The sequence below is a fragment of the Micromonospora sp. CMU55-4 genome (assembly GCF_011602315.1).
In the GTDB taxonomy this organism is placed as follows: Bacteria; Actinomycetota; Actinomycetes; order Mycobacteriales; family Micromonosporaceae; genus Micromonospora; species Micromonospora chalcea.
Map to the genome: position 1 here is coordinate 598,526 of NZ_JAAOLH010000001.1, position 16,868 is coordinate 615,393.

Below are 16,868 nucleotides of genomic sequence, written 5' to 3' on the forward strand. Positions count from 1 at the left end.
AGCGCGTGGCCGGGTGGCCCCGGCAGGCTCGACGGCATGATCGAAGTCGACCAGCTCACCAAGCGGTACGGCCCGCACACAGCCGTCGCGGACGTCACGTTCCGGTGCGAACCGGGCACGGTGACCGGTTTCCTCGGGCCGAACGGCGCCGGGAAGTCCACCACGATGCGGATGATCTGCGGGATGACGCCGCCCACAGCGGGCGGCGCCACGGTCGCCGGCCGCCCCTACCGCGACCTGCCCAATCCGGGGCGGGAGATCGGCGTGCTGCTCGACGCCTCGGCGCAGCACGCCGGACGCACCGGACGGGAGGCGCTCACGCTCGCCGCCCGCACCATGGGCGTGGACCGGGCGCGGGTGGCGGCGGCACTGGACCGGGTCGGGCTGAACGAGACCGCCGCCCGGCGCCGCGTCGGGGCGTACTCCCTGGGCATGCGGCAGCGGCTCGGCCTGGCGCTGGCGCTGCTGGGTGACCCCCGGGTGCTGATCCTGGACGAGCCGGCCAACGGCCTCGACCCGGAGGGGATCTTCTGGATGCGCGGCCTGCTGCGCGACTTCGCCGACCGGGGCGGCACGGTGCTGCTCTCCTCGCACCTGCTGCGCGAGGTGGAGGCGGTGGCCGACCGGCTGGTGGTGATCGGCGGGGGCCGGGTGGTCGCCCAGGGCGGCAAGGACGAGCTGCTGGCCGGCGCCGGCACGCTGGTGCGCGCCCGCGACGCGCACGCCCTGCGCCTGACGCTGGAGCGGGCCGCGCTGCCCGCCACGGCCGGCACCGACGGCGGCTACGTGGTCCGGGCCGAGCCGGGTCAGGTCGGCCAGGCCGCGGCGGACGCCGGACTGGTCCTCACCGAGCTGCGCCCGGCCGGCAGCGGCGGCCTCGAACAGCTCTTCCTCACCCTCACCGCCGGCGCGTCGACCAAGGAGGCCGTCCGATGACCACCGCCACCCGTAACCCCGCGCCGCCGCGTCCCGAGGCCGCCGTCGCCGGACCGACGCTGGCCCGGCTGACCGCCGTCGAACTGCGCAAGCTCGCCGACACCCGGGCCGGACGGTGGCTGCTGATCACGATCGGACTGATCGCGGCCGTGATCGTGGTGGTGCAGCTGTTCGTCGTCGAGGCGCCGGACCAGACGTTCACCGCCTTCTTCACCCCGTCGCTGCTGCCGGTCGGCCTGCTGCTGCCGGTGCTCGGCATCCTCTCCATCACCGGCGAGTGGTCGCAGCGCACCGCGCTCACCACGTTCGCGCTGGTGCCCCGCCGGGAACGGGTGATCGTCGCCAAGCTCGCCGCCGTGGTGCTGGCCGCGCTCGCCTCGGTGCTGGTCAGCCTCGCGGTCGCCGCGGTCGGCACGCTCGCCGCCGGCGCCACCGGCGGGGCGGGCGCCTGGACGTTCGACTGGCAACTGCTGCCGCACGCGGCCGTGTTCCAGGTGGTGAACGTGCTGATGGGCGCCGCCTTCGGGCTGCTGCTGCTGAACACGCCGCTGGCGATCGTCACCTATCTGCTGCTGCCCACGGTGTGGAGCCTGCTCGCCGCGATGATCTCCGCGCTGCGGGAGCCGGCCCGCTGGCTCGACACCTCGTACACGATGGAGCCGCTGCTCGGCGCCGAGATGACCGGCGGGCAGTGGGGCCGGCTCGGCGTCTCGCTCGCCGTCTGGGTGCTCCTGCCGCTGGTCGCCGGTCTGGTCCGCACGCTGCGCCGGGAGGTGTCGTGACCATGGTGGCCCGGCACACCGGCGAGGACGTCGTGGTCGACGGCGGGCGCGGCGAGCTGGTGCTGTTCTGGGCGGGGTTCCCGCTGCTCGGGGCGGCGCTGGGCGCCGGGCTGACCGCGCTGTCAGGCTGGATCGCCGGGCTGCCCTGGTTCCCGTTCCAGGGCCTGTTCGAGCTGCTCGACCGGTGGCCGGACGAGCGGGCGTACCCGATCGGAGCCGGGCTGGGCCTGCTCGGCGGCCTGGCCCTGGCGGTGGTGGCGGTGCGCGACCGGCTGACCGTCACGGTCGGGCACCGCACGCTACGGCTGCACCGCGACGGGCACGGCCGGGACGTGGCCCGCGCCGACGTCGCCGGGGTGTTCGTCGACGGTGAGGCGCTGGTGCTGCTGGACACCGCCGGTGGCGAGCTGGCCCGGGAGAAGTCCGACCTGGACACCGAGCGGCTGCGGGAGGCGTTCACCCGGCAGGGCTGGCCGTGGACCGGGCAGGACCCGCACCGGGACGCGTACCGCAGGTGGGTCGAAGGGCTGCCCGACCTGCCGCCGGGCGCGGACGCCCTGCTGCGCGCCCGGCAGCGGGCGCTCGACGGCGGCCACGACGCCGAGACCCGGGAGCTGCACGGGGAGCTGGCCCGGCTCGGCGTCGTGGTCCGCGACGAGGGCAAACGGCAGTACTGGCGGCTGGTCCCCGGACCGCCGCCGCGCTGACGGCCTCCGCTCCGGCGCCTGGTCCCGCGCGGCGCCCGCCGCGACGCCGGTGGACGTGACAAGTCACATCGCTGGCGCGTTTCCGGCATCAGAACGAACTGTTCGGGCATGTTCTCCGTACACAGGTGTGGTACGTGACGTCTACCTCGGAGGCATGGTGTCCGCAGTTCGAACTGATCCATTCGCGGGGGCGATACTCCAGGTCGGCGTACTGGCGGCCCTGGCCGGCACGGTCGGCCTGAGCGCGTACGGCTGGCTGGCCGGTCTGCTCTTCGGGGTGGTCATGGTCGCGGCGCTCGGATACGGGCTGCGCCGCTCGGGCGCGGACCGGCTCGGCCCGGCCGACTGGGTGACGCTCACCCGGGCCACGCTCGCCGGCGGGGTGGCCGCGTTGACAGTCGAGGCGTTCCGCGGCCCGATCGCGGTGCCGGTGCTGGTCGCGCTGGCCGCCGTGGCCCTCTCCCTGGACTGGGTCGACGGGCAGGTGGCCCGGCGCACCGGCACGACCAGCGCGCTCGGCGCCCGGTTCGACATGGAGGTCGACTCCTTCCTCGTCCTGGTCCTCTGCGGGTACGTCGCCGACCAGGTGGGCGCCTGGGTGCTGGTGATCGGCGCGATGCGGTACGTCTTCGTCGCCGCCGGATGGGTGCTGCCGTGGATGCGCGGCTCGCTGCCGCCGCGCTACTGGCGCAAGGTGGTCGCCGCCACGCAGGGCATCGCGCTGACGGTGGTGGCGGCCGGTGTGCTGCCCCGGCCGCTGGCCCTCGCGGTGGTGCTCGGCGCGCTCGCGCTGCTGGTCGAGTCGTTCGGACGCGACGTCGGCTGGCTGTGGCGGCACCGCGTACGGCCGGCGCTCCCGGCGGCGCCGGTCTCCCCCGCGCCGGCGGGCCACGGGTCCGAGTGGACGCCGGGCACGCGGATCGTGCGCCAGCCCGTCGAGGTCGGCGGGCGGCGCCGGTGACCGACCTGTCCCGGCCGGCCGACGGCGACGACGTCTCGACCGGCGCCACGTCCACGGAAGACAGCACGCCGGACAGCGCCGGCGCCTCGGCCGAGAGCGGCGACCGCACCCCGAACGACAGGGAGACGAGCGACCCGGGCAACGACGCGGTCGGCGCGTGGAGCGCCCGGCGGCTGCTCGGCGCGGCGGTCACCGCGCTGGCCGGAGCTCTCGTGTTGGTGGCCCTGGTCGCGCCGAGCGAGGTCAAACTGCTGTCCCTCGGGGCGTTGCTCCGCATCCCGGTGGAAGGGCTGCTCGCCGTCGCCCTGCTGCTGGTCCTGCCGGCCCGCCCGCGCCGCGTGGTGGCCACGCTGCTCGGCGCGCTGCTCGGCCTGATCCTGGTGCTCAAGGTCACCGATCTCGGGTTCTCGATGGTGCTCGACCGGCGCTTCGACCTGATCGCCGACTGGACGTTCCTCGGCGCGGGCGCGGAGTTCCTGTCCGAGTCGTACGGCGGGGCCGCCGAGGTGGGCGCGCTCGCCCTGGCCGTGGTCGCGGCGCTCGCCGTACCGGTGCTGGTGACGCTCTCGGCGCGGCGGCTGGCCCGCGCCGCGGCGGCCCACCGCCGGGTGACCACGCGCGCCGTCACCGCGCTCGCCGCCGCCTGGGTGGTCTGCGCCGTGCTCGGCGCGCAGATCGTGCCCGGCCTCCCGGTCGCCGCGGACACCGTCGCCGCCGACGTCTTCGACCGTGCCCGGCAGGTGCGGGCGGGCCTGAACGACAAGGAGACGCTGAACACGCAGCTCGCCGGCGACCCGTTCCGGGACGTGCCGGGTGAGCGGATGCTCACCGCGCTACGCGGCAAGGACGTCCTGTTCACGTTCGTGGAGAGCTACGGCCGGGTCGCGCTGGAGGACCCGGAACTGGCCCCGGAGGTGGACGCCGTCCTCGACGAGGGGACCCGGCAGTTGCGCGCGGCCGGTTACGGCAGCCGCAGCGCGTTCCTCACCTCGTCCACCACCGGCGGTGGAAGCTGGCTCGCGCACGCCACGCTGATGAGCGGCATCCGCACCGACAACCAGTTGCGCTACACCAACCTGGTACGCAGCGACCACCTGACCCTCAACGGCGCGTTCAAGCGCGCCGGCTGGCGGACCGCGCTCGTCATGCCGGCGCTGAACCGGGCGTGGCCGGAGGCGGCATTCTTCGAACCCGACACGCTGTACGGGGCAAAGGAACTCGGCTACAAGGGGCCGCTGTTCAGCTTTTCCTCGCCACCGGACCAGTACACGCTGGCGGAGTTCCAACGCCGCGAGCGCGGCCCCGGGCGCACCCCCGTGATGGCCGAGATCCCGCTGCTCTCCAGTCACCTGCCGTGGACGCCGCTCCCGCCCCTCGTCGGCTGGAACGACATCGGCGACGGCTCGGTCTACAAGGGAACGGCGCGCGCCGACCGCTCGGCGGAGGGCACCCGGGAGGCGTACCGGCAGGCCGTCGTGTACTCGCTGCGCACGCTCATCTCCTACGTGCAGCGGTACGGTGACGAGAACCTGGTGCTGGTGTTCCTCGGCGACCATCAGCCCGCCCGCACGATCACCGGCGACGACGCCGGCAAGGACGTGCCGATCACCGTCGTCGCGAAGGACCCGGCAGTGCTCGACCGCATCGCCGGATGGGGCTGGCAGGACGGGCTCAACCCGGACCCGCAGGCCCCGGTCTGGCCGATGGAGTCGTTCCGGGACCGCTTCCTGCGGGCGTTCGGACCGCAGTCCACCACTCACAGTTAGGGATGTCGTGACGATGCTCGCGCGGGCCTGGGGGATCACCCGTTCCCTGGCCGTCTACCACGGTCAGCCGGCCAAGCACCGGCGTGCCCGGCAGCTCTACGGGCAGTTCCTCTCCCCCGGCGACCTCGCCTTCGACATCGGCGCCCACGTCGGCGGCCGGGTGCGCACCTGGCGGCGGCTGGGCGCGCGGGTGGTCGCGGTGGAGCCGCAGCCCGACTGCCTGCGGGTGCTGCGCCTGGGCTTCGGGCGGGACGCCGACGTGGTGATCGAGCCGACGGCGGTCGGTGCGCGGTCCGGGAGCGCGCGGCTGGAGCTGTCGTCGGCGACGCCGACGGTGTCCACCATGTCGTCGTCCTGGATCGAGTCGGTCACCGCCGATCCGAGCTTCGCCGGGGTCCGCTGGGACCGGTCGGTCGAGGTGCCGGTGGTGACGCTCGACGACCTGGTGGCGCGGCACGGCGTACCGGCGTTCTGCAAGGTCGACGTCGAGGGCTTCGAGGTCGACGTGCTGTCCGGGCTCAGCCACCCGGTGCGCGGGCTGTCCTTCGAGTACCTGCCACCGGCGCACGACGCCGCGCTCGCGTCGCTGGACCTCGTGGAACAGCTGGGCGCGTACCGCTACAACTACTCGCCGGTGGAGACCATGCGGTTCGCGAGCGAGAACTGGCTGGACGCGGCCGGGCTGGTGCGGCTGCTGGAGATGTACCGTCCCGGCGGTCGCTCCGGCGACGTCTACGCCCGGCTGTCGGACTCCTGACGTAGGGTCGGCCCCGGGCACGAGTCGAGGAGGGCCGATGGCCAGGTACGCCGCTCTGCTGCGGGCCGTCAACGTCGGGGTCAACAAGCTGGCCATGGCCGACCTGCGCCGCGTGGTCACCGACCTCGGTCACACCGACGTCAAGACCTACCTGCAGAGCGGCAACGTGGTCTTCACCAGCCCGCCGGCCCGGCCGGAGACGCTGGCCGAGGGCATCGCGAACCGGCTCGGCGACGAACTGGGCCTGCGGGTGCCGGTGCTGGTCCGCGACGGGGACGAGCTGGCCGCGGTGGCCGCCGCGAGCCCGTACGCGGGCCGGCAGGACGACCACACGCGGGTGCTCGTGGTGTTCCTGTCGGCCGCGCCCGCCGCCGCGCGGCTGCGCGAGCTGGCCGTGCCGCCGGGCGAGACGATGGAGTACGAGGTGATCGGCCGGGAAGCGCACCTGCACTTCCCGGCCGGCGGCTACGGACGGACGAAGTTCACCGCCGCGTACCTGGAGAAGAAGCTGGGTGTGGTGGCGACCGCCCGCAACTGGCGGTCGGTGCTGGCCCTGCGCGACCTCACCGCCGCCTGAGCCTCTCCTCAAACCGGCCCGCGGCACCTAGCATTGCTGCTCATGAATATGAAGCGCGTCACCCGCTCGCGATCCGGGCGGATGTTCGCGGCGGTCGTGCTCGCCGTCGCGGTCGCGATCCCGCTCGGCGTGACCGGCGCCGCCTCGGCCGCGACCACACTGACCGTGGCACAGGCCCTCGCCGCGCAGGACGGCCGGACCGCCACCGTGACCGGCTACGTCATCGGCCAGCCCACCGCCACCAACACGGTGCTCACCTCCGGCTTCACCGCCGACACCGCGATCGCCATCGCCGACCAGGCCAGCGAGACCGGCACCTCCCGGATGCTGTACGTGCAGGTCACGGCCGCCTGGCGGAGCACCTTCGGGCTGCTCGGCAACCCGTCACTGCGCGGGCGGCAGGTGACCGCGACCGGCACGCTGACCGCGTACTTCAGTCACGGCGGGCTGAAGAACCCGAGCGCGATGAGCCTCGGCGGCGGCGCCACGCCGAGCCCTTCCCCGACCCCGACCCCGGCGCCGACCGGCACGCCCGACGCCTACTACGCGGCCGCGGCCGGCAAGACCGGGCCGGCGCTGCGCACCGCGCTGCACGGCATCATCCGGGTGCAGACGAAGCTCAGCTACGACCAGGTGTGGGACGCGCTCAAGGACACCGACCAGGACCCGGCCAACCCGGCGAACGTGATCCTGCTCTACAGCGGACGCTCGCAGAGCAAGACCAGCAACGGCGGCGGTGCGAACGACTGGAACCGGGAGCACGTCTGGGCCAAGTCGCACGGCGACTTCGGCACCGCCACCGGCCCCGGCACCGACGTGCACCACCTGCGGCCGGAGGACGTGTCGGTCAACTCGCTGCGCGGCAACAAGGACTTCGACGCCGGCGGCGGCGCGGTCGCCGAGGCGCCCGGCTGCTACACCGACGCCGACTCGTTCGAGCCGCGCGACGCGGTGAAGGGCGACGTGGCCCGGATGATCCTGTACATGGCGATCCGGTACGAGGGCGGCGACGGCTGGCCGGACCTGGAACCGAACGACTCGGTGTCGAACGGCTCCGCGCCCCGGCTCGGGCGGCTGTCGAAGCTGCTGACCTGGAACGACCAGGACCCGCCGGACGCCTTCGAGCAGCGACGCAACCAGCGGATCTACGAACGCTGGCAGGGCAACCGCAACCCGTTCGTCGACCACCCGGAGTGGGCCCGGTCGATCTGGAGTTGACGCTCGTCCCCGATGTGAGGAAGCGTGGCGAGCGGGTAGAGACATCCGGTTGGCACGGCCGGGGCGGGCGGCACGGACGCGCCCCGGCACCGCACGATCGGAGATGAGACTCTTCATGGCCCCCAACAGCGTTCCGGACATCGCGCTCAACGACGGAAACTCCATCCCACAGCTCGGCTTCGGCGTGTTCCAGATCGAACCGAAGGACACCGCCCGGGCGGTCGGCACCGCGCTGGAGATCGGCTACCGGCACATCGACACCGCCCAGATGTACGGCAACGAGGCCGAGGTGGGTCAGGCGCTGCGCGCCTCCGGGCTGGACCGCGGCGAGGTCTTCGTGACCAGCAAGCTGAACAACGGCTTCCACCGCCCGGACGACGCCCGCAAGGCGTTCGAGCAGACGCTGCGGGAACTCAAGTTCGACTACCTCGACCTGTTCCTCATCCACTGGCCGCTACCCACCCGCTACGACGGCGACTTCGTCTCCACCTGGAAGGTGCTGGAGGAACTGCGTGACGCGGGCACGGTCCGGTCGATCGGCGTGTCCAACTTCCAGGTCGCGCACCTGGAGCGGCTGGCCGCCGAGGCGGACGTGGTGCCGGCGGTCAACCAGATCGAGGCGCACCCCTACCTCGGCAACGAGGAGGTGCGGGCGTACGACAAGGCGCACGGCATCCTCACCGAGGCGTGGTCGCCGATCGCGCAGGGCGCGGTGCTCGACGACCCGACCGTCGTCGACGTGGCCGAACAGGTCGGCCGGACCCCGGCCCAGGTGGTGCTGCGCTGGCACGTGCAGCGCGGCGACATCGTCTTCCCGAAGTCGACCACCCCGAAGCGGATCGAGGAGAACTTCGCGATCTTCGACTTCACGCTCGACGACACCGCGATGGAGCGGCTCACCTCGCTGGACCGGGGCGAGGACGGCCGGACGGGCCCGAACCCGGACGAGTTCGACTACATCCCGAGCTGAACCGCCGCACACCGAAGGGCCCCGGGGAACCGGGGCCCTTCGACGTTTGACTTCGCGCGCACTCGAAGGGGCAGGGTGACCGGCAAAGCTCCGACGGGGAGGAAATCCATGCGCTACCGCACCATCGGCACCGACCCTGCGACGCGCCGCAAGGTCAGCGTGCTCAGCCTCGGCGCGATGCTCTTCGGCACCGCCACCGACGAGGCCACCTCGTTCGCCATCCTCGACCGCTACGTGGAGGCCGGCGGCACGTTCATCGACACCTCGGACAACTATGCCTTCTGGCAGAACGGGGGCCAGGGTGGCGAGAGCGAGGAACTGCTCGGCCGCTGGCGGCGCAGCCGCGGGGTCGGCGACGAGGTGGTCATCGCCACGAAGCTCGGTGCCCGGCCACTCGCCCCCGGCACCAGCTACGTGGACAACCCCGAAGGGCTGTCGGCGAAGGTGATCCGCGAGTCCGCCGAACGCAGCCGGGAGCGGCTCGGGCTCGACCGCATCGACCTGCTCTACGCCCACATCGAGGACCACACGGTTGCGCTGCGGGAGACCGTGGAGGGCTTCGCCGAGCTGGTCGCGGAGGGCACCGTCGGGCTGCTGGGCGCCAGCAACCACCGCGCCTGGCGGGTGGAGCGGGCGCGGGCGCTCGCCGCCGCGGCCGGGTTGCCCGGGTACGAGGTGCTGCAGTACCACCGCAGCTATCTGCCCCGGCGTCTCGACGTGCCGAGCGAGCTGGACCGGGACGGGGACGTCGGCTGGGTCGGCCCGGACCTGCTCAGCTACCTGCGGGCCGAGCCGCAGCTCACGCTGGTCGCGTACTCGCCGCTGCTCAAGGGCGCGTACGTCCGGCCGGAACGGCTCGGCGAGGAGTACGCGGTGCCCGCCACCCCGGCCCGGCTGGAGGCGTTGCGGGCGGTGGCCGCCGAGACCGGGGCCACCGTCAACCAGGTGGTGCTGGCCTGGCTGATGGGCGGCGACATCCCGTCGATCCCGCTCGTCGGCTTCTCCTCGGTGGCGCAGCTGGAGGAGAGCCTGGGCGCTGTCGACCTGGAGCTGACCGCCGAGCAGCGGACCCGGCTGGACTCGGCGCGCTGACCGGCGCCGGGCCGGGTGGCTCACACGCCACCCGGCCCGTGCCGATCGACCGGATCGTGTCGCTCAGCCGGCCGGGTACCGGTCGACAGCGACGTCGAGCCGCAGGGAGCCGGTGCCCGGCACTGTCACCTCGGTGGCGTCGGCCGGGCGGGCCGCGCCGTCGTACCAGCCGGCGTAGCTGACGAACGGCGGCGTCCACAGCCACGCCACGATGACCGGCTGGGGGCCGAGCACACGCAGCGCGTACTCGCCGTCGCGGTCAGCCGTCCGGCCGATGACCTCACGGGTACGCGCGTTGCGCACCGTCAGCTCGGCGACCACCGGGCGGCCCTCCGGATCGACGAGCCGGCCGGTGACCAGGACTCCCCGGCGCAGGGCAAGGTCGTAGACGGTGGTGGCGCCGGCCCGGACCGTGACCGGCACGGCCTTGCCCCGCAGGGCGAACCCGCCGGACCACTGGGTGGCGTTGTCGGCGGTGGTGAACAGCAGCGGCCAGGCGTACGGGCCGAGCCAGTCGATCCGGTAGCGGCCCTGCGCGTCCAGTTCCACTCCCCAATCCGGGAAGGAGCCCGGCTCGGGCGCGAGCGTCACGGTGCCGGAGGTCGCCGGCCTGCCGGTGGCCGCGCTGGTCACGGTGCCGGTGACCACGCCGGCGCGGTCGAGCCGGATCGGCGGCACGGTGACCGTCTGCCCGGCGCGGAGCGTGACCACCCGGGCCTGCTTCGCGTCACCGGTGCCGCCGGTCGCGCCGACCCACTGCGCGCCGTACGCCGATCCGCCGGCGGGGCGGGCGAACAGGTTCCAGGAGCCGGCCGTGATCAGGCCGACGCGGACGTTCCCGGAGGCGTCGGAGCAGTACCGTCCCGGGTTGGCGGGCAGCTCGCCGGTGCCGGCGGGCGCCGGCGTCACACAGGCCCCGGCGACTGGTGCGCCGGTCGCCGCGTCGACCACCCGGGAGACCACGTTCGCGGCCGGGGTCAGGACGACCACGGCGGTGCCGCTGCCGTCGGCCAGGACGTTCACCGTGGCGTAGCGGGGCAGGTGGGTGTCGTCCCGGGTGTAGACCCACACCTCCTGCGGGCCGGGGATCAGCGGCGGGACGGTCACCCGGGTGTCGCCGCACGGATTGCGCCGGGGGTCGAGGAACACGCACACCCCGTCGACCGCGGCGCCGGTGACCGCGTCGCGCGCCCGCAGGGTCGACCCGCTGGGCGTGACCAGGCGCTCGGAGACCTCCGTCGTGTCCCCCGCGGACACCCGGACCGTTCCGGCCTGCGCCCAGCTGGTCCGGCCCGGCACCCACTGCCGGAGCACCTCGTCGTCCTGGCCGTCGCTGTACACCGGGGTGATGGCGATCTTGTAGTCGCCGGCCGGCACCTCCACGCTGAGCTGCCCGGACTCGTCCAGCGGCAGCAGGTCCTTGTCGTAGCTGCTGTCGGCGGCCGTCACGGCGACGTTGCCGCCGGCCGGGCTGCCGTCGGTCCCGGTGACGGTCAGGTGGAGCATGCCTGCCGGATCCGCCGCCGCACCGGCGGCGGTGGGTGCGGCGGTGACGGCCAGGGCCGCCACGGCGAGTGCGCCGAGCACTCTTCGGACGATGGACACGGTGGACCCCTCTCGGTTTCAATGCGCTCAAGAGGCGTCCGCGTCACCACAACCAGGACACGCCCCCCGTGCGTCGGATGCCGGCGCAGCATATGGCAGAAGATCGATCGCGCACTGTCCGCGACCGGTCATCCGGCGGACTGCTGCGGGAACGGTCATAACCCCGCCTTTCTCCCGTACCGGGCCGCCGTCGGCCGGGAATCGCCACCGCCAGATCGGATCTGGCGGACCGTCTGGCGCCGAAGGGGTGAGGCCGGCACAACACCACAGCTCCCCGGCCTCGTTGAAACAGGCGATCGGTCCGGCGGCACGCCGTACGCCTGTCGAGACACCGACGAGAGAGGTAGCAATCCATGAGTAACCGGAAAACCGGCCTGGCCGTCGAGGCCGACGGCCTGGTCCGGTCCTTCGGTACGACGCGGGCGCTCGACGGGCTGGACCTGCGGGTCCCCGCCGGCACCGTGTACGGGGTGCTGGGCCCCAACGGCGCCGGCAAGACCACAGCCGTACGGGTGCTGGCGACGCTGCTGCGCCCCGACGGCGGCACCGCCCGGGTCTTCGGCCACGACGTGGTGCGCGACGCCGACGCGGTCCGCTCCCGGGTGAGCCTGACCGGCCAGTACGCCTCGCTGGACGAGGACCTGACCGGTGCGGAGAACCTGATTCTGCTGGCGCGGCTGCTCGGGCTGAGCCGGGCCGGCGCCCGGGACCGCGCCGACCAGCTGCTCGCCGCCTTCGGGCTGACCGAGGCCGCCGGGCGGCAGGTGAAGAAGTACTCCGGCGGGATGCGGCGGCGCATCGACATCGCCGCGAGCATCCTCAACACCCCGGATCTGCTGTTCCTGGACGAGCCGACCACCGGGCTGGATCCGCGCAGCCGCAACCAGGTGTGGGCGATCGTGCGGGCGGTGGTGGCCTACGGCACCACTGTGCTGCTGACCACGCAGTACCTGGACGAGGCGGACCAGCTCGCCGGGCGGATCGCGGTGGTCGACCACGGCCGGGTGATCGCGGAGGGCACCCCGGGCGAGTTGAAGTCGTCGGTCGGATCCGGCAGCGTCCACATCCGGCTGCGCGATCCGGGGCAGCGCCCCCAGGCCGAGAAGGTGCTGCGGGCGGCGCTGGGCGTACCGGTGCAGCTCGACACGGACCCGGTGGCGCTGACCGCCCGGGTCGGCGAGGACGGCACCGACCTGGAGGCGAGCGCGCAGGCCGCCCGCGCGCTCGGTGAGCTGGCCGGCGCCGGCATCGTGGTGGACGACTTCTCCCTCGGCCAGCCCAGCCTGGACGAGGTCTTCCTGGCCCTGACCGACCACCCGGCCGTCCCGGCGGACGAGCGGGACGACGAGCTGGAGGCGGCGCGATGAGCGACACCGCGATCACCACCGGGCGCGCGCCGTCCGTCTACGTCCCGTCCGCCGAGGCGCTCGCCACGGTGCTCGCCCCGGCGGAACGGCCGGCCCGGCCGAGTCCGCTCGCCGCGTCGCTGACGTTCGGCTGGCGGGCCCTGCTGAAGATCAAGCACGTGCCGGAGCAGCTGTTCGACGTGACCGCGTTCCCGATCATCATGGTGCTGATGTTCACGTACCTGTTCGGTGGCGCGCTCGCCGACAGCCCGCGTGCGTACCTGCAGTTCTTCCTGCCCGGCATCATGGTCACGAGCGTCGTGATGATCACCATGTACACCGGGGTCGGGCTGAACAACGACATCGAGAAGGGCGTCTTCGACCGGATCCGTACGCTGCCGGTCTGGCGGCCGGCCGCGTTGGTCGGGATGATCTTCGGGGACGTGCTGCGCTACGTGCTCGCCGCGGTGGTCATTCTCTCGGTCGGGCTGGTGCTCGGCTTCCGCCCCGACGGCGGGCTGCTCGGGGTGCTGGCCGGGATCGGGCTGCTCGTGGTCTTCTCGTTCGCGTTCTCCTGGGTGTGGACGTTCTTCGGCCTGGTGCTGCGCAGCGAGAAGTCGGTGATGGGGGTCAGCATGATGGTGCTGTTCCCGCTGACGTTCCTCAGCAACGTGTTCGTGGAGCCGTCCACCATGCCCGGTTGGCTGCAGGCGTTCGTCAAGGTCAACCCGATCACCCATCTGGTCGGCGCGGTCCGCGCGGCGATGGCCGGCTCGATGGACGGCACGAACACGATGTGGTTGCTGCTCTGGAGCGCCGGTTTCGTGGTCGTCTTCGGCACGCTGACCATGTACCGCTACAACCGCCACTGACCGCCCGCCGGGGTGGCGGGACCCGAACCCGCCACCCCGGCGTACGGCAGGTCAGAGCCGCCAGGACACCGGTTCGGGCGGCAGGTAGCGGCAGGCGCCGCCGGTGGTGACGGACTCACGCAGATGGGCGGCGAGCGCCGGATGCCGCTGGTCGATGCGGCGCAGCGTGTCCCGGATCCGCCCGGTCACCGCCTTGCGTGCCCGTTCGGCCTGGTCACCGAGGCGGCGGCTGCGCCCGGCCAGCCCGGCGGCGGTCCGCAGCTGGTCGAGCAGCGCGGCGCGCTCGGCGTCCAGCGCGGACAGCCGCCGCTCGTCGTGGCGTACGGCGGCCCGGTCGATCTCGTCGTCGAGCCGCCGCAGATGCCGGCGGTAGCGGGCCTTCGCCTCGTCGTCCAGCACCGGGTCGGCGCCGAGGCGGCGGGCCGCGACAAGTTCCGGGCCCGCGGCCGGGTCGAGCAGCTCGACGGCGGGCACGTCGGTACCGGGCCGGCTCAACAGCAGCCGTAGGTCGTGCAGCCCTTTGGCGTCGGGTAGGTGCACCACCACACCGCCGTACCCGAGGCGCCACACCGGCCCGTCCGGGCGGAACTCCGGCGGAGCGGACACCGCCGGGCGAACAGCGGTCAGCGGAGAGACCGCCACCGCCGGAGGGTCCGCCCGGGCGGCGGCCAGCCGGCCGGGCACCTGTCTCATGCCCAGCGCCCGCGCCTCGGCCGCCGTCGCGGCGCGCAGCCGCCGCGCCTCGGCCGCGTCGCCCGGCCCGTCGCGCCCGGTCAGCGCGGCCACCAGCCCGGCCCGGGCCAGCACCGACCACGGGCGGGCGCCCAGCCGGTCGGCGGCGTCCCGGGCCGCCGTGTAACCGGCGACCGCGTCGTCCCACCGGCCGTCGGCCGCGTCCACCGCGGCCAGCCACAGGTCGACCGGGCCGGCGATGTCGCAGCCGAACAGCGCGGCCATCCACCGTCCCCGGTGCGGCGCCAGCGCCGCCCGCGCCTCGGCGCACCGGCCCGGGTCGCCGTCCACTGCCGCCGCCTGGGCCCGCAGCCGCAGCCACAGCGGCGACACCGACCGGGGGTACGTGGCGCCGGCGGCCTCGATCCCGGCGGTGAGCCCGCGTACGGCGGCCGGGTCGCCGCGTTCGGCGGCGGTGATCGCCCGGAGCAGCTCGGCCTGCGGGTGGCCGGCGCCCACCTTGTCGAGCAGGGCCTCGGCCTCGGCGACGCGGCCGTAGAGAAGCAGCACCGACCAGCGGATGTGGTACGTCATGAAGGCGTGGTCGGAGTGTTCCGGCTCGGGGTGGCTCTCCACCTCGGCGAAGCACTCCTCGGCGGTGGCGAGGTCGCCCCGGAACGCGGCGATGATGCCGCTGTCCATGGTGGCCGCCATCCGCTGCCGGGGGACCTCGCCCTGCCGGGCGCCGGCCACGAACGAGGCCAGTTCCCGGCGGTATCCCGGGTCGCCCAGTTCCAGCAGCGCGACCCAGCGCAGCGCGGTGGCCCACAGCTCGGTCTCCCGGTCGCCGCCGCGGCGGGCCACCTCCCGGATCTCGGCGGTCACCTGGGCTCGCTCCTCGGCGGTCCCGAGGCCCCAGGTGGTGTCGTGGCGGGCCCACAGGCTGAACGTGAGCGCCTCGTCGTCGCTGCCGTGCCTCGCGAGCGTCTCGGTGGCGGTGATCAGGTCGGTGACCAGGCTGCGCACGGACCGCTGCGGATCCGGCTCGCCGATCAACCGCCGGTACGCCTCGCGGACCAGGTCGTCGGCGTCGAGCCGGCGGCGGGTGGCCGAGTGCCGCCGGTGCGCGGTGAGCGCCACCCGGGTCAGCACGCCGGGGTCGTCGGCCTGCCGGGCCAGCGCGGCGGCCTCGGTCAGCAGCCGCTCGACCTCCTCGGCCGGGCCGATGTGGTGCAGCAGCCCGGCCAGTTCCAGCAGCAGCCGGACCCGCGGGACGGGCTCACCCGGAAGATCGAGCGCCCGCCGGTAGTGCCGGACCGACTCGTCCACGGCGAGCCGGCCGGCCGCGTCCCGCGCGGCTGTGACCAGCAGCTCACCGGCGCGTACCGGGTCCAGCTCGGCGCCGGCCAGCCACGCGTGCCGGGCCAGGTGGGCGGGGCTGAGCGCGCCGGCGAGCGCGCCGGACCTGTCCACGGCGCGGACGACGCCCGCGTGCCGGGCCCGCCGCGCGTCCGCGGCGAGCCCGTCGTAGAGCGTCTCGCGGACCAGGTCGTGCACGAAGACGAACCGCCCGCCGCCCCGGGGCAGCACCAGCCGGGCCGCGGCGGCGCGGCCGAGCATGCGGTCGACCTGGGCGACCGGAGCGGGTACGCAGGCCGCCACCGTCCCCCTGTCGAACTCGTGGCCGAGCACCGCGGCGACGGTGAGCGCCTCGACGACCGGGGCGGTCAACTGGTCGAGCCGGCGGCGCACCACCTCCCGGACGCCGGGCGCGATGGTGTCGGTGAGGCCGTCGGTGTGCCAGAGCCGGGCGGTCTGCTCGACGAAGAACGGGTTCCCGCCGGTGCGCCGGTGCACCTCGGCGACCAGATCGGCGCCCGGCTCGCGGCCGGCGGTGCGGGTCATCAGGGCGGCCACGTCGTCCCGGCCGAGGCCGGTGAGCGTGACCGTGGTGGCCTTCGCGCTCAGCGGCACCAGCAACGGGCGCAGCGGATGCTCGCCGGACTCGACCTCGGCGTCCCGGTAGGTGCCGACGAACAGCAGCCGCTCGAACCAGGTGTGCCGGGTGACGAACTGGAGCAGCCGGACCGACGCCGGGTCGGCCCAGTGCAGGTCGTCGAGGACCACCACGACCGGCCGGTGCTGCGCGACGGCGACGAGCGCCGCGGTCACCGCGTCGTGCCTGTCGAACTCGGCCCGGCCGCCGTCCCCCGCCTCGTCGCCGTCGTCCCCCGCTTCGTCGCCCTCTCCGGCGGGGCGCTCGCCGAGCAGCGCGGCCAGCCCGGCGTCGACCGCTTCGCGGGCGCCGGAGGGGTCGTCGGCGAAGCGGGCCAGCCGGCGCAGCACCTGAACCCAGGGCCAGTAGTCGGGGGCGGTGTCGGAGTCCCAGCACGCGGCGCCGAGCACGAGCGCGCCGCTTCGGCGGGCCTCGTCGGCGGCGGCCGAGACCAGGGTGGTCTTGCCGATGCCCGGCTCGCCGGTGACCAGGGCGAGGCCGCCGTGGCCCGCGGTCAGCCGGGCCACCTCGGCGCGCAACAGCGCCGCGGGGTGTTCCCGCCCGATGATCTGCTCGCCGAACCGCGGCTCCATGACCTCCCGACGCTAGTC

General features: G+C 74.1%; 14 protein-coding genes. 12 read left to right on the top strand and 2 right to left on the bottom strand.

Translation table 11 applies throughout. The features are described from left to right. The first annotated feature begins 36 nt into the window (after nt 1-36). The 10 genes from HA073_RS02805 to HA073_RS02850 all read left to right on the top strand — a co-directional run bounded on the left by HA073_RS02805 (nt 37) and on the right by HA073_RS02850 (nt 9,766). Complete coding sequence (locus tag HA073_RS02805) at nt 37-936, top strand: ABC transporter ATP-binding protein (RefSeq protein WP_064446907.1); 900 nt, start codon at nt 37-39, stop codon at nt 934-936. Beyond that, on the top strand, nt 933-1,718 hold the full coding sequence (locus HA073_RS02810) for an ABC transporter permease (protein WP_113971911.1): 786 nt from the start codon (nt 933-935) through the stop codon (nt 1,716-1,718). The genes HA073_RS02805 and HA073_RS02810 overlap by 4 nt, the downstream gene beginning before the upstream one ends. A 2-nt stretch (nt 1,719-1,720) precedes the next feature. Further along, nucleotides 1,721-2,425 carry a hypothetical protein gene (locus tag HA073_RS02815; RefSeq protein WP_166455662.1) on the top strand — a complete coding sequence of 235 codons (705 nt, stop codon included), beginning with the start codon at nt 1,721-1,723 and terminating at the stop codon, nt 2,423-2,425. Between the two features lie 154 nt (nt 2,426-2,579). Next, complete coding sequence (locus tag HA073_RS02820) at nt 2,580-3,386, top strand: CDP-alcohol phosphatidyltransferase family protein (protein ID WP_205795783.1); 807 nt, start codon at nt 2,580-2,582, stop codon at nt 3,384-3,386. Beyond that, nucleotides 3,383-5,152: a sulfatase gene (locus HA073_RS02825; RefSeq protein ID WP_166455616.1), complete on the top strand. Its 1,770-nt coding sequence runs from the start codon at nt 3,383-3,385 to the stop codon at nt 5,150-5,152. The genes HA073_RS02820 and HA073_RS02825 overlap by 4 nt, the downstream gene beginning before the upstream one ends. A gap of 13 nt (nt 5,153-5,165) precedes the next feature. Further along, the gene (locus tag HA073_RS02830; RefSeq protein ID WP_166455663.1) at nt 5,166-5,909 is read left to right on the top strand and encodes an FkbM family methyltransferase; all 744 of its coding nucleotides are present in this window, start codon (nt 5,166-5,168) and stop codon (nt 5,907-5,909) included. A gap of 37 nt (nt 5,910-5,946) precedes the next feature. After that, nucleotides 5,947-6,486 (top strand): DUF1697 domain-containing protein, encoded by a 540-nt coding sequence (locus tag HA073_RS02835; RefSeq protein WP_166455617.1) that lies wholly within the window; start codon nt 5,947-5,949, stop codon nt 6,484-6,486. Between the two features lie 42 nt (nt 6,487-6,528). Beyond that, nucleotides 6,529-7,704 carry an endonuclease gene (locus tag HA073_RS02840; protein WP_166455618.1) on the top strand — a complete coding sequence of 392 codons (1,176 nt, stop codon included), beginning with the start codon at nt 6,529-6,531 and terminating at the stop codon, nt 7,702-7,704. 115 nt (nt 7,705-7,819) lie between these two features. After that, entirely contained in the window at nt 7,820-8,674 is an 855-nt protein-coding gene (locus tag HA073_RS02845) for an aldo/keto reductase (RefSeq protein WP_043330601.1), read from the top strand. A 108-nt stretch (nt 8,675-8,782) separates the two neighbouring features. Continuing rightward, nucleotides 8,783-9,766 carry an aldo/keto reductase gene (locus HA073_RS02850; protein ID WP_166455619.1) on the top strand — a complete coding sequence of 328 codons (984 nt, stop codon included), beginning with the start codon at nt 8,783-8,785 and terminating at the stop codon, nt 9,764-9,766. Nucleotides 9,767-9,829: 63 nt separating this feature from the next. Here HA073_RS02850 and HA073_RS02855 read toward each other — a convergent pair whose 3' ends face one another. Next, nucleotides 9,830-11,371, bottom strand: a complete 1,542-nt coding sequence (locus tag HA073_RS02855; protein WP_166455620.1) for a collagen binding domain-containing protein — start codon at nt 11,369-11,371, stop codon at nt 9,830-9,832. A gap of 353 nt (nt 11,372-11,724) precedes the next feature. Here HA073_RS02855 and HA073_RS02860 point away from each other — a divergent pair, with 353 nt between their 5' ends. Next, a complete protein-coding gene (locus tag HA073_RS02860) occupies nt 11,725-12,738 on the top strand; it encodes an ATP-binding cassette domain-containing protein (RefSeq protein ID WP_166455621.1) in 1,014 nt (337 codons plus the stop codon). Next, nucleotides 12,735-13,589 (top strand): ABC transporter permease, encoded by an 855-nt coding sequence (locus HA073_RS02865; RefSeq protein WP_166455622.1) that lies wholly within the window; start codon nt 12,735-12,737, stop codon nt 13,587-13,589. Before HA073_RS02860 ends, HA073_RS02865 begins: the two co-directional genes overlap by 4 nt. Before the next feature lie 51 nt (nt 13,590-13,640). On the opposite strand, the gene HA073_RS02870 is transcribed toward HA073_RS02865, so the two are convergent. After that, a complete protein-coding gene (locus HA073_RS02870) occupies nt 13,641-16,850 on the bottom strand; it encodes an AAA family ATPase (protein ID WP_166455623.1) in 3,210 nt (1,069 codons plus the stop codon). Nucleotides 16,851-16,868: the final 18 nt, after the last annotated feature.

Coding starts and splice junctions, on each gene's coding strand:
- HA073_RS02815 (WP_166455662.1), top strand. CDS start 1,721: ATGGTGGCCCGGCACACCGGCGAGGACGTCGTGGTCGACGGCGGGCGC.
- HA073_RS02830 (WP_166455663.1), top strand. CDS start 5,166: ATGCTCGCGCGGGCCTGGGGGATCACCCGTTCCCTGGCCGTCTACCAC.
- HA073_RS02870 (WP_166455623.1), bottom strand. CDS start 16,850: ATGGAGCCGCGGTTCGGCGAGCAGATCATCGGGCGGGAACACCCCGCG.
- HA073_RS02860 (WP_166455621.1), top strand. CDS start 11,725: ATGAGTAACCGGAAAACCGGCCTGGCCGTCGAGGCCGACGGCCTGGTC.
- HA073_RS02845 (WP_043330601.1), top strand. CDS start 7,820: ATGGCCCCCAACAGCGTTCCGGACATCGCGCTCAACGACGGAAACTCC.
- HA073_RS02850 (WP_166455619.1), top strand. CDS start 8,783: ATGCGCTACCGCACCATCGGCACCGACCCTGCGACGCGCCGCAAGGTC.
- HA073_RS02840 (WP_166455618.1), top strand. CDS start 6,529: ATGAATATGAAGCGCGTCACCCGCTCGCGATCCGGGCGGATGTTCGCG.
- HA073_RS02835 (WP_166455617.1), top strand. CDS start 5,947: ATGGCCAGGTACGCCGCTCTGCTGCGGGCCGTCAACGTCGGGGTCAAC.
- HA073_RS02820 (WP_205795783.1), top strand. CDS start 2,580: ATGGTGTCCGCAGTTCGAACTGATCCATTCGCGGGGGCGATACTCCAG.
- HA073_RS02865 (WP_166455622.1), top strand. CDS start 12,735: ATGAGCGACACCGCGATCACCACCGGGCGCGCGCCGTCCGTCTACGTC.
- HA073_RS02805 (WP_064446907.1), top strand. CDS start 37: ATGATCGAAGTCGACCAGCTCACCAAGCGGTACGGCCCGCACACAGCC.
- HA073_RS02810 (WP_113971911.1), top strand. CDS start 933: ATGACCACCGCCACCCGTAACCCCGCGCCGCCGCGTCCCGAGGCCGCC.